This window comes from Paucisalibacillus globulus (assembly GCF_900184735.1).
GTDB lineage: Bacteria > Bacillota > Bacilli > Bacillales > Amphibacillaceae > Ornithinibacillus > Ornithinibacillus globulus_B.
The window spans coordinates 382,855-394,886 of the sequence record NZ_LT855386.1 but is presented as its reverse complement, the minus strand read 5'-3'; the positions used below and the strand labels follow the sequence as shown (position 1 = coordinate 394,886).

The following is a 12,032-nucleotide window of genomic DNA, read 5'->3' as shown; positions in this document are numbered from 1 at the left end:
TCCATTGTCTGGTGATGATGGCGAGAAGGTCACACCTGTTCCCATACCGAACACAGCAGTTAAGCTTCTCAGCGCCGATGGTAGTTGGGGCATTGCCCCTGTGAGAGTAGGACGTTGCCAGGCAAATTAAAAGCCAAGAGATGATTTAGTCGTCTCTTGGCTTTTTGATGTATAAGGATGATGTGGGGTAAGATAGGGTATTCAATGGAGAATGAGTGCCAGTTCTTAGAGAAAATGCTGGAGCAGCTGAACTATCACCTTGAAATTGAGCATCATATCCCAAGTTGTCAGAGTAAGCTTCTAGATTCCTGACGTATCAGCCCGAATCTCCAATTCATGTGCTCAAAATTTGAAACCATATACCCAAACTTGTAGAGCATCAGCTCGAAACCGAGCATCTTGTTCCCAAGATGCTGAATCATGCTCCCGAACTCCGATAGTATCAACCCAAATTCCCAAGACATTAGCTATAAATTCTTAAGCATGTGCCCAGGCATTTTAATCACCAGCCTGATAATACCTATTAAAGTATAAAAATAGCGCATCCGCAGGGATGCGCTAAATTATTATTTAGAGACCTTTTCTTCTACTTTGGATTCTTTTTCAGTACTTGTTTTGGGTTCATTTAGTTCAAATGACAATCCATCACGGTCATTGACAGGTAGTTTGTTATTTCCTACTAATCCTTCTAATAATTCTTTTACATCAATTCCTGAGGACGCTTTAAGTGTCTCTTGGAGAGATGCCATGAGGTCAGTTGCATAACCAGTAACCTTGTTAGCACCGCCACCATTTTTACCATCTCCACCTGTATCTACGACAGTAATCTTATCGATGTTACCTAGTGGACTAGCAATCTCTTTCGCATATTCTGGAAGCATACGGATAACCATATCTAGAATTGCAGCCTGACCATATTGTTCAAACGCCTCAGCGATTTTACGTTTTGCCTCGGCTTCAGCAAGACCTTTAAGACGAATAATGTCTGCTTCAGATTCACCTTGTGCACGTTCTGCTTCGGCTTTTGCTAGACCATCTACACGGATCTTTTCAGCTTGTGCTTTTGCTTCTGCTTCAATTCGATATTGGTTCGCATCAGCAGCAGCAATTTGTTTCGCTTTCTCAGCGATTGCTGCTTGCTCCACAGAGTAGCGGTCTGCATCAGCTTTTTTCTTAACTTCAGAGTCATATTGTTTTTCACGACGTAGAATTTCTTTTTCTTCTAGTTCAATTTGCTTTTGACGTTCGATGATCTTAATTTGCATTTCTTGTTCAGTTACTTCTTGTTGTGCACGAGCATTTTCTAAATCATAAGCTTGGTCAGCACGCGCTCTTGCAACATCTTGTTCACGGCGGTATTCTGCTGTTTTTAATTGGTTTTCTTTTTCAGCCTCAGCAATTTCTGTTGCACGTTCAAGCTCAGCTTTTTTAGCTTCTTTTGCTGCTTCGGCTTGTTTAATACGAGTCTCTTTGTCTGCCTCTGCAGTAGCTATATCAGCGTCACGTTTTACCTGTGCAATACGTGGTTTACCTAAGGAATCAAGATAACCATTTTTATCTCTTACATCTTTAATTGTAAAGGAAACAATATTTAGCCCCATTTTAGCCAAATCTTGTGACGCCACACGCTGTACTTCTTGTGAGAACTTATCACGGTTTTTATATATTTCTTCTACTGTCATAGAACCAAGAATAGAACGTAAATGTCCTTCAAGTACTTCTTTTGCTTCAATTTCTCGGTCTTCCTTTGTTTTACCTAAAAATTGCTCGGCGGCTGTTGCGATTTCGTTAACTGTACCACCGATTTTAATAATAGCAGTACCATCTGCCATTACAGGTACACCCTGTTCTGTATATACTTCAGGAGTTGTTACATCAAGTTTGCTTGATAATAGACTTAATGGTTCTGCTTGTTGGAATACAGGAAGTACAAAAGTACCTCCACCACGAATTATCTTAATTTTGTTGCCTGATTCATCTGTATGTACGGTTTTTCCATTCCCTAAATAACTACCTGTTACAATTAAAGCCTCATCAGGACCTGCTGTACGGTATTTCTTAATAAATACTGCAATAAGTGTAATGACAAGAAATAAAGCAATTACGATTAGGATTGTAAAACCACCAAAAATTCCTAGATCCATTTAATTTCCCCCTTAATAATATATATTTAATACGGTTATTAACCATATTATGATAATGATAATTCGGAATCTAAATTGTAAGGAATAACATAAAAAACACCATCTTTAATATCTAATACTAATACTTCTGTTCCTTCAGAGATAGGGATGTTTTCATAACTTACTGCTGGTCTCGAAATCATACCACTTTTACCATCAATAACAACTTCACCGAAACCGTCAGTGGGAACAGAGATAATGATCTTACCGACTCTACCTTTTAATGATTCTTCAGTGAAAGCTATGGATTCTTCTGCTGAAGCAAGTGGAATTAGCACGAAGAAGTTTAGTAAAACATCCATAATAAGTGCAAAAGCAATTGAGATAAGAAGAATAAATGTACTTGAGAAAGGTGTTACTAACTCAAATACATATCCAGAAGAGGATAAGAATACAATAAATGCTAAAATTAGAGTAGGATTTAAGAAAGGAACACCCTCACCAACACCGTCTATGACATCACCAAAGAATAGGTAAAGAACGGTAAAACACCCTGATATGATTAGTGTTGTTAAATATATGGTTTGAATGTCTACCCCAAACAATGTCATATGCATCATCCTAACTATAAAATAAAATTCCGATTACCTATATTACGTTTCTATTGTAACGTAGGTTTCATAAAATACAAACAATTTTTAAAAAAATGATAGGAACTACTTGAAATAGATAAAATTACGTGGTGATTTACACCTCAGCCTATTTTATATTCCAGCATTTAGACAAGATAAAGGACAGTTACCTATTTAGTTAAAAATTTGACAAATTTGTGAACGAGATGAATAATATAAGAAAGAAGGGGGTTTTATCATGTTAAATTCTGCGAAATTGTTAAGGGCAGTCAGCATACTTTGCGGAACTTTAGTTACAATAGGTATGGTATTATTCCTATATGGTTATTTTGGAAGCGATTACGGAATGTTAACGGGAATTGGTATTGGAGTAACAATGGGTGGCGTATTCATTTTCATTATGGGTGTATTTTTAGTTGCAACTGAAGAAGTAGTGGAAAAAAATAAGCGGAAAGTCATCTAAATAATAATAAGGAGCTCTGTCGATTAGGACAGAGCTCCTTTATTACATGTATCCCCAAATTAATGTTAATAGAGTACCAAATACAGTAACTAATGCAATTGCAATACCATAGTACACATTTGTGTAAATAGCTTTTTTATCAGATGATTCACCAGCATGCATGAAAAATACTAACTGGAGAGCCGCTTGAATAAATGCTGTGACTAATAATATCGTCATTCCTACTTCAAATGACATATCAAGGAAGTAAACACAAAGGGCAACAACGGTAAGAAGTAGTGAAGAGACAAACCCCATTACCTGTTTTGCTGGAAATAATTCTTTCATGTTTACATCAGTCCTTTCAAATAGATGAAGCTGAAAATAAAGATCCAGACAACATCTAGAAAATGCCAATAAAGAGAGAAAATAAATGATTTATTGGTTGTTTCTGGTGTAAATCCACGCTTCTTAATTTGAAGGAAAATGAATAATCCCCAGAATAAGCCGAATGTTACGTGAGCACCGTGTGTGCCAAGTGTTGTTAATAGAATTGCTGAGAAAGCACTTGTTTGTAAGGTTAAGCCTACATGATAATAGTGTATAAACTCGTAAATTTCTACACTTAGGAATGAAAGGCCTAATAAAAGGGTAATTCCTAAGAATACTAGAGTTGCTTTTTTGTTATTAATTCGCATTGCATGTGTTGCAAGGCCAATTGTAAAACTACTAGTTAATAGAATAATTGTTTCTAAGACAACCGGTGTTATTTCGAATACATCAGCACCAGTTGGGCCAGAACCAACACCGTTTTCTAGTGTGAAGAAAGATGCGAATAATGTTCCAAAAAGCATAATTTCAGCACCTAGGAATATCCAAAATCCTAAGATATTCATTTGGTTTTGATGAGTGCCATATTCAAGAGGCTGCGATTTATCTAGCTTCATTATTTAGCACCTCCATATTTCTTTTCAGTTTCCTTAATTTCTTCAACGGAAATATATCTTCCATGATCATTTTCAAATGTTCGATATGCCATACAGCCAAAGATACCAAGTGCAGCTAAGATAACTCCAATCCATATGCTAAATACAAAGGAGAATCCAAAGATAAAGAAGAATCCTGCCATGATGACTGGCACTCCACTATTGTTTGGCATATGAATTTTTTCAAATTTATCTGGGAATAAGTTATGACCATTCTTCTTAGAATCCCAGAATGCTTCAGATGAGTTTACTACAGGTGTTACAGCGAAATTGTATTCTGGAACCGGATTATGGGTAGCCCATTCAAGTGAGCGTGCATTCCATGGATCTTGACCAACATTTCTAGGTGAGTTACGGAAGCTGTAGTAAATGTTAAACACGATAAGGATAAAGGCAATTGCCATCAATCCTGCACCAAAGAACGAAAGCAAGTTCAATGGACCAAAGCCAGTTTCTTCAGAATACGTGTACATACGTCGAGCTTGACCATCGAGTCCTGTAATATACATAGGGAAGAATGCTAGACAGAAGCCAATGGATAAGAACCAGAATCCCCATTTTCCAATTCGTTCATTAAGCATAAATCCAAATACTTTTGGCCACCAGTATGTTAGTCCTGCAAGCATTGCAAAGACAACACCTGGAATTATTACGTTATGGAAATGGGCAACTAGGAACATCGTATTGTGATATTGATAGTCCGCACTTGCAATAGCTAACATAACCCCGGTAACCCCACCGATGGTGAATAGCGGAATAAATCCGATTGAATAGAGCATTGGGACTGTGAAACGTATTTTACCTTTCCACATGGTCAGTAGCCAGTTGAATATTTTAATACCAGTTGGTACGGCAATTGCCATTGTCGTAATGGAAAAGATACCATTTACTAATGGACCATGGCCCATTGTGAAGAAATGGTGTACCCATACTAAGAAGGACATAAATGAAATTAGTACCATAGATCCAACCATGGATTTATATCCGTAAAGGTTTCTTTGAGAGAAAGTTGCAATGACTTCACTGTAAATACCAAAAGCAGGTAGAATCAAGATATAAACTTCAGGGTGTCCCCAAACCCAGAAAAGGTTCGCCCAAAGCATATCCATCCCGCCATTTGTTGAAGCGAAGAAATGTGTGCCAAACTGTCGGTCAAGTGTACCCATAAGTAACGCGATGGTTAGTACAGGGAAGGCAAATACAATAATAACGTTAGTAATTAAAGCAGACCAAGTGAACATTGGCATCTTCATTAATGTCATCCCTGGTGCTCTCATTTTAAGGATCGTAACAATAAAGTTAATACCAGTCATTAAAGTACCAAGCCCCGATATTTGAAGTGCCCACATATAGTAGTTAACTCCAACAGACTGACTGAAATCTGTTCCTGCTAATGGGAAGTAGTTAGTCCATCCTGCATCAGGTGACCCACCGATTACAAATGAAACGTTGAAGAGCATTGCTCCCGCAAAATATAACCAAAAACTAATTGCATTTAATCTTGGGAATGCTACATCACGTGCACCAATTTGTAACGGTACAACAATGTTCATCATACCAATGATAAAAGCCATTGCCATAAAGATAATCATGACAATTCCATGAGTCGTAAATACTTCATTATAGTGCTGGGCATCTAGAAAAGAATTTTCCGGTACAGCAGTTTGTAGACGCATCATAATTCCATCTACTCCACCACGGAAAAGCATTAACAATGCCGAAATTATATACATCATACCGATTCGTTTATGGTCAACAGTAGTTAACCATTCACGCCATAAATAACCCCATTTTTTAAAGTATGTTATCCCAATAACAACTGCGATAAGTGTTAATGCGATTGCAACCATTGATGCATAAATCAATGGACTTGGATGGGGGACGGCAAACCGATCAAAGAATTCCATTTTTTTAACTCCTTTCGAAATACTTCATTTGATATGAAGCTTGCAAACTATGAATGATCCATTGTATTTTAGTGATTTGAGTGATCTTCGTGTTCTGTATTAGTTTCATCTTCAGATTCATCGCCATGATGATGTCCAGCGTGTTCACCTTCAGGAGCAGGCGCAAAATCTAAATGTGTTCCAGTAAATGTCATTTGTCCTAAATGACCTGGTTTTAGTAGTTTGTTAAATTGTTCCTCTGTTAGTGGTTCTGCAGTAGAATGAATTTCATCAATCCATTTATCAAACTCTTCATTAGACAATGCGGTTGCTGTAAATGTATTTTCAGCGAATCCTTCACCACTGAAGTTAGCGTTTCTACCAACATAATCCCCAGGTGTTTCTGCTACTAAGTTAATTTTTGTTACCATATCTGCCATTGCATATTTTTGGCCAGCAAGCTGTGGGATCCAGAAGCTTGTAATCGGTCCATAAGAATATAATCGAAATTCTACAGGACGGTTAGTTGGGATAAATACATAGTTAAGTGTTTCGATATCTTGTTCCGGATAACTAAAATGCCACTTCCAGTTAGAAGATGCAGCATAGATTACAAGGGGTTCTTGATTTTCGTACCCTTCAGGAACAGTCTCTACTTCATAGGTTGATTTAACTGAGACAATAGAAAGAAAGATTACAATTAATACTGGAATAGCAACAATAATTGTTTCAACAAGTGGGTTTCCTTCGATATGAGGGGGTTCATAATCCTCTCCTTGTTTAGAAGCCCTGTATTTATAAATCATGAAAATCAATAACGAAATAACCACAATTACAATGACTGCCATGGTTATTATAGATATCCAAATTACATTAGCTGTTGTTTCTGCTTGAGGACCTTTAGGGTCTAATACAAGTAAAGGTTCACAACCAGCTAAAAAAGTTGTTAACAAAATTGCAAATGAAATAAATGCTAACTTAAGTTTCATATTTTTTCTCCTTTCACCAAAAATGGTTACAGTTGTTCACAATTTGGACAAACTTGTGATTTTATTCACAAAGTGGCGCTACTATATATTATTACGTTGTGATAATTATTACAATGGTTTGAGAAGTACTTCACATATTGTTCAATAATATTTGTCGAATTTGTGGCAATTGGGAAAATGTGCTAGGTTAAGCTAGTAATAGAAAGTAGGTTTGATCTTGAACCTTGACAAATTTAGTTGAGGCTAACATTATGTTTCCGTTTATGTAATACTTCAAACTTTTTTTGTTAATTAAGACATTCTTTAATAGAAACTGTGCGGTAACTAGTTTAATTACAACAGAATTAGTTATTGGGTATAGCTGTACTGAGCCGCTCCGGAAGAATACTCCGCTTTCCGCGGGCCCGGCCTCAGCCTCCTCGAGGAAAGTTCGCCTCTGCGGGGTCTTCGGACACGTGCTATTCCCGCAGGAGTCTCCGTATTCTGCCTGCGCTAGTTTCGATTTTCTAATTATTATAAGTTATTGAATCTTGATACTGAATTAAAAGATGCTAAAATCTTTTTGACAAAATACTAGCGAAGGAAATACACGGAGACTCCTGCGGGAGGATAGGCATCGGTGAGACCCCTAAAGAAGTTAGCACGAGGAGGCTCACCAGCCGCTCAGCGAGTGCGGAGTGTATTTCCGTAGCGGGTATGATGCTCTATCCATAATGCGTATTTACCGCACAGTTTCTATCTACTAATGAGTAAGACCAATACTAAAAAACTATATATATTAACCCAAAAATAAAAAGAGCATCCTAAATAGGATGCTCCATTAATTAATCGTTTTAGGCCCACCTCTTGGCCAATAACTTAGAAGAAATATAGCCCTTTCGTAACTAAATCCATAACTACCTAGGACGGGGATGCCCCCGCCTAATCGTAGTTTAGTAAATTCTTAAATTATAGCCAAGCAGCACCTACGATGATTAGAAGGATAAATAAAACAACGATAAGCGCGAAGCTATTGTTGTATCCTCCCCCGCCGTAGCCATAACCACCATAACCACCACAGCCGTATCCGAATGACATTCTACATCCCTCCTAACATACAATAACGGTGAATTTTGGGAGAAATAAACCTCCAAAGACAAAACACTTAAGATTTAGTGTTTGTTAATACTATATGAATGTGCTCGTTAATTGACTGGGTTAGACACCCAGTTTTTAAGGAAACTGTACATTTGCCTATTCGTCAATGAAGGCAATTTTTTCAGCTGGTAATTTTAATAAATCTTTACTTCTTTTTCCAGTTTGTTTCATATAATGTTTAACCAAATAATAACCAACGGCATAGCCGACCATATTTGGGTAGAAGCTCTTTCCATAAAGAATAGCACTCGCATTTCTTGTGTTTTTGGATAAATCCTTGTGGGGGAGAACTACCTGTTCCCATAAATCCTGTAATTCATCATTTGTATAGTAGGTGGTCCATGGAGCTAGAGGAGAGGTACCAAATCTCTCACGGACGGCATTTTCGGCTAGCCCTTCTAATATGATACGATTAAGTAGTGTGTAATCTTTTTCCTTTGTTGGATCGTGGATGAGTCTGCAACAATGATTATATTCATGAGTAAATAATGCTTTTATTTCTTCCACTGTACTTTCAGATGATAAAAATATAAATAATTTGTCAGGAAAAGCAAGACCAGATCTACCGTTATAATGTTCTCTAATTTTTCTATTATAGCTATCAGAAGGCAAGATAAATATTGATACGTTTTGCCCATTCCATTCCCGTTTAAGTTTTATTTCTTCTTTCTCAATAATTTCCCACACATTTTTTTTACGTAAAGATTCTAGTAATAGTTCACCATCATTTTCTGGTTTATGATACATACCATGATGTATTAAGAGATTTGTAATATCCTTTACATTACCTTCATGAAAGAACTTCGTAAGTTTTTTATAAATATATTTAGGGGAATGATAGGATTTTTCTATCCATTTATCAGTTCGATATACGGGCAAGCATTTCCCTCCTTTATTTGTTATTAAAAAAGAGATTCAGGCACCTTTAATAAAGTCTGAATCCATGCTGTATTATGATTCTTCAATGTCAATAATAGTTTTATTAATTTTTTCTTTTGGAATTTTTATGTTTAATAGGCTGTTTTTAAAAGAAGCAAGAATATCTTTCTTTGCTATATCGACTGGCAATGATATGACACGCTCTTTTCTTTGAATCGTTTCCTTCTTATGATTAAAATCACCTTTTAAGTCTTTCTGATCGAAAAATTGATGGTCTTTAATAGTTATTCGTAGTTTGTTTCCAGTCACTTCAATATGAATTTGGTCCCGGTTGTATCCATCCAGTTTTGCTTGAATTAAGTAATAGGTGTCATATTCCTTTAGGTCTAGCCAAAATGGTTGAAGGTGAAAGTGCTCGTTCATATGTTTAAAGGATTGATTAAAAAAGGAATCCATTTGTTTCATCAAATCCTGTAGTGGTGACATGTCTATATCAAAGCGACCGGGTAACCTATTCTTTCTAAAACCCATTTAACTCACCTCATATGACGGAATATTACTAATAGAATATGCCACCTCTAAGAAAAGTGGTGGGCAAATATTCCATTTTGAACCTAAAAAAACCCAAGATTTAGAAACAATTAATCTTAGGTTAAGGTAAAGGTTTGGATATCTTTATATAGTTGTTGGGCTTTTTCCTCTGTTACCAAGTGACCAGCTTGTTCATACGAAATTAATTTTGCATTTGGTAAGTCTTTAGCAAGTTTTTTCCCAATTGGTAGGGGGACAACTTTATCTTCCTTGCCCCAAAGTAGTAAAGTAGGTGTCTTGATTTGTTTTAATTGTTCACTATATAAATCCCCCTCGCGATGCCTAAGCAACCGTACTAGCGATCTTGGAAAGTTCTTGTCTTTAAGTGGCCTCCCATATTCCTCAATTTGGTCTTCTGTAATATAGGAATGGTCATAAAATACGTTTTTGAGATTCCTTACAACACTCTGAGAATTTATCTTTCGTTTTGCAATTAAATGAAAGAAAGGGAGATACGAGCTATATATAAGGTAGTTCTTGGCTCTTGGTAGATATCCTGAGCTGCAGAATAATATTAATTTTTTCACTCTCTCCGGTGCCTTCAATGCTGTGTTTAAGGCAATCTGTCCTCCCATTGAATGACCCGCAACATAAGCATCTTTTATTTGATAATGATCCAGGCATGCCAATACTAAATTGGCATAGTTGTCGAAGGAATAGGTGAAAGTAGTTGATTTTTCACTCTTACCAAATCCGGGTAAATCAATTGCAATTACAGAAAAGTCTTTTGCTAGAAGTGGTTTAAGACGATTGAAAGTATAGGATGAAGCTACAAAGCCATGTATGAGAAATATTATTGGTTTTTCTTCCTGAATCCTGTGTTCACAATAAATAGTTGTTTTTAGTAATTTTATGTAAGTTTTTGTGAAGTTCATCTGGTTATTATTTTCACCTCTAAAATAATTTGATGTCTATGTTTAATTGAAATCAAATAGTTCTTTCATTTATTTCATTTAAGCTTAACTATTTTATCATTATAAAGAGTTAATTTTAAATTTGGTAGTTTTTCCTTCGTAAGGATATTGGCCAGTGTCAAAATGAACATATCCTCATTACTTTCCCAACTTTTTTAGGCTACTTTGCTCATTAGTTGGATATGCCTCTCACAGTATACTTAAACGTATAAACGAGAGGAGGAGTTTTATGAAGAAGTCTTGGCTAGCTGGTTTGATTGTCGTTGTTTTTACATTGATTTTCCCAATTGTTGGGAATGCCGCTGCTGATGAGGGGGAGCTTGAAAAGGTTACAAATGTATCGGTATCAGCAGCTAAAGTTGAACAGGTAAAAGGTGAAGTGATTGTTAAGTTTAAAGATAAGGTTTCTGTCTCGCAACAAAATAAAGTCCTTAACAATGCTAATGTTAAGGTGAAAGCAGATGTAGACGCAGTAAAATCACCTTTTTTAGTGCTTGAGGTGGGCAATGTAGATGCAGTTGTTAAGGCTTTAAGTAATAATCCTAATGTAGAGTACGCCGAGCCAAACTATGTACTTAATGCAACTTGGTCACCAAATGATACGTATTTTAGCCCTAGTTATCAATACGGATTATTTAATACCGATGCAGACCATGCCTGGGATGTTACACGTGGTAGCTCAAGTCAAGAAATTGCCGTACTTGATACAGGAGTTGACTATAATCACCCTGATTTAGATGGGAAAGTAGTTCTTGGTTATGACTTTGTTCAAAATGACTGGTATCCACAAGATCAAAATGGTCACGGTACACACGTAGCAGGAATTGCTGCTGCTGAAACGAACAATGCTACTGGAATAGCTGGTATGGCTCCAAACACAAAAGTATTGGCGGTTCGTGTATTGGATGCACAAGGAAGTGGTTCATTGGCTGATATCGCAGATGGAATTATTTACGCAGCAGATGCAGGTGCAGAGGTTATAAATTTATCATTGGGTTGTAACTGTGATACACAGACATTAGAAGATGCTGTTAATTACGCTTGGAACCGTGGTGCTGTGGTGGTAGCTGCTGCCGGTAATGATGGTGTTAGAACAACTTTCGAACCTGCTTCTTATGAAAATGTTATTGCTGTAGGTGCGGTTGATTCGAATAATCGTAAAGCTAATTTCTCAAACTGGGGTACTTGGGTTGATGTAATGGCCCCAGGTGTAGACATTGCCTCTACTTATCCAAATAACAGTTATGTTTATATGTCTGGTACATCCATGGCTTCTCCTTATGTAGCAGGTCAAGCGGCATTACTTACTGGTCAAGGAAAAAATAATGCACAGGTTAGAGCAGCAATTGAAAATACTGCTGTTTACATGAATGGTGTAGGTCGAACAGTTGAGCACGGTCTAATTAATGTAAATGCTTCTGTTCGTTATTAATAATACTTAATATTGAGGCTG

11 protein-coding genes, 1 rRNA gene and 1 pseudogene are annotated in these 12,032 nt (G+C 36.8%); 3 read left to right on the top strand and 10 right to left on the bottom strand.

Features of this window, described 5'->3' with window-relative positions; all coding sequences use genetic code 11:
• Positions 1-7: 7 nt before the first annotated feature.
• A 5S ribosomal RNA gene (gene rrf / locus BN999_RS04060) occupies positions 8-123 on the top strand.
• Positions 124-566: 443 nt separating this feature from the next.
• Here the strand turns inward: rrf and BN999_RS04055 are convergent.
• Together BN999_RS04055 and BN999_RS04050 are read right to left on the bottom strand one after the other, a co-directional pair.
• A complete protein-coding gene (locus BN999_RS04055) occupies positions 567-2,144 on the bottom strand; it encodes a flotillin family protein (RefSeq protein WP_096270105.1) in 1,578 nt (525 codons plus the stop codon).
• A 47-nt stretch (positions 2,145-2,191) separates the two neighbouring features.
• A complete protein-coding gene (locus BN999_RS04050) occupies positions 2,192-2,734 on the bottom strand; it encodes a hypothetical protein (protein WP_176481865.1) in 543 nt (180 codons plus the stop codon).
• A gap of 259 nt (positions 2,735-2,993) precedes the next feature.
• On the opposite strand from BN999_RS04050, the gene BN999_RS04045 reads away from it, so the two are divergent.
• Positions 2,994-3,218 carry a hypothetical protein gene (locus tag BN999_RS04045; RefSeq protein ID WP_096270103.1) on the top strand — a complete coding sequence of 75 codons (225 nt, stop codon included), beginning with the start codon at positions 2,994-2,996 and terminating at the stop codon, positions 3,216-3,218.
• A gap of 42 nt (positions 3,219-3,260) precedes the next feature.
• On the opposite strand, the gene qoxD is transcribed toward BN999_RS04045, so the two are convergent.
• From qoxD to BN999_RS04005, 8 genes and pseudogenes are all read right to left on the bottom strand, one after another.
• A complete protein-coding gene (gene qoxD, locus BN999_RS04040) occupies positions 3,261-3,545 on the bottom strand; it encodes a cytochrome aa3 quinol oxidase subunit IV (protein ID WP_096270102.1) in 285 nt (94 codons plus the stop codon).
• A 2-nt stretch (positions 3,546-3,547) separates the two neighbouring features.
• The gene (locus BN999_RS04035; protein ID WP_096270101.1) at positions 3,548-4,144 is read right to left on the bottom strand and encodes a cytochrome (ubi)quinol oxidase subunit III; all 597 of its coding nucleotides are present in this window, start codon (positions 4,142-4,144) and stop codon (positions 3,548-3,550) included.
• Positions 4,144-6,090, bottom strand: a complete 1,947-nt coding sequence (gene qoxB, locus BN999_RS04030) for a cytochrome aa3 quinol oxidase subunit I (RefSeq protein WP_096270100.1) — start codon at positions 6,088-6,090, stop codon at positions 4,144-4,146. Before qoxB ends, BN999_RS04035 begins: the two co-directional genes overlap by 1 nt.
• Positions 6,091-6,158: 68 nt before the next feature.
• Entirely contained in the window at positions 6,159-7,058 is a 900-nt protein-coding gene (qoxA, locus tag BN999_RS04025) for a cytochrome aa3 quinol oxidase subunit II (RefSeq protein ID WP_096270099.1), read from the bottom strand.
• A 948-nt stretch (positions 7,059-8,006) separates the two neighbouring features.
• A pseudogene (locus tag BN999_RS21145) lies at positions 8,007-8,084 on the bottom strand (YjcZ family sporulation protein); the annotation flags it as partial.
• A gap of 207 nt (positions 8,085-8,291) precedes the next feature.
• Positions 8,292-9,074 (bottom strand): DUF2268 domain-containing protein, encoded by a 783-nt coding sequence (locus BN999_RS04015; protein ID WP_096270098.1) that lies wholly within the window; start codon positions 9,072-9,074, stop codon positions 8,292-8,294.
• A 72-nt stretch (positions 9,075-9,146) separates the two neighbouring features.
• Entirely contained in the window at positions 9,147-9,605 is a 459-nt protein-coding gene (locus tag BN999_RS04010) for an Hsp20/alpha crystallin family protein (protein ID WP_096270097.1), read from the bottom strand.
• Between the two features lie 116 nt (positions 9,606-9,721).
• Positions 9,722-10,540, bottom strand: a complete 819-nt coding sequence (locus BN999_RS04005) for an alpha/beta fold hydrolase (protein ID WP_096270096.1) — start codon at positions 10,538-10,540, stop codon at positions 9,722-9,724.
• Positions 10,541-10,808: 268 nt separating this feature from the next.
• On the opposite strand from BN999_RS04005, the gene BN999_RS04000 reads away from it, so the two are divergent.
• On the top strand, positions 10,809-12,011 hold the full coding sequence (locus BN999_RS04000) for a S8 family peptidase (protein ID WP_096270095.1): 1,203 nt from the start codon (positions 10,809-10,811) through the stop codon (positions 12,009-12,011).
• The last annotated feature ends 21 nt before the right edge of the window (positions 12,012-12,032 follow it).

Coding starts and splice junctions, on each gene's coding strand:
- BN999_RS04055 (WP_096270105.1), bottom strand. CDS start 2,144: ATGGATCTAGGAATTTTTGGTGGTTTTACAATCCTAATCGTAATTGCT.
- BN999_RS04010 (WP_096270097.1), bottom strand. CDS start 9,605: ATGGGTTTTAGAAAGAATAGGTTACCCGGTCGCTTTGATATAGACATG.
- qoxA (WP_096270099.1), bottom strand. CDS start 7,058: ATGAAACTTAAGTTAGCATTTATTTCATTTGCAATTTTGTTAACAACT.
- BN999_RS04000 (WP_096270095.1), top strand. CDS start 10,809: ATGAAGAAGTCTTGGCTAGCTGGTTTGATTGTCGTTGTTTTTACATTG.
- BN999_RS04050 (WP_176481865.1), bottom strand. CDS start 2,734: ATGACATTGTTTGGGGTAGACATTCAAACCATATATTTAACAACACTA.
- qoxD (WP_096270102.1), bottom strand. CDS start 3,545: ATGAAAGAATTATTTCCAGCAAAACAGGTAATGGGGTTTGTCTCTTCA.
- BN999_RS04005 (WP_096270096.1), bottom strand. CDS start 10,540: ATGAACTTCACAAAAACTTACATAAAATTACTAAAAACAACTATTTAT.
- BN999_RS04045 (WP_096270103.1), top strand. CDS start 2,994: ATGTTAAATTCTGCGAAATTGTTAAGGGCAGTCAGCATACTTTGCGGA.
- qoxB (WP_096270100.1), bottom strand. CDS start 6,090: ATGGAATTCTTTGATCGGTTTGCCGTCCCCCATCCAAGTCCATTGATT.
- BN999_RS04035 (WP_096270101.1), bottom strand. CDS start 4,144: ATGAAGCTAGATAAATCGCAGCCTCTTGAATATGGCACTCATCAAAAC.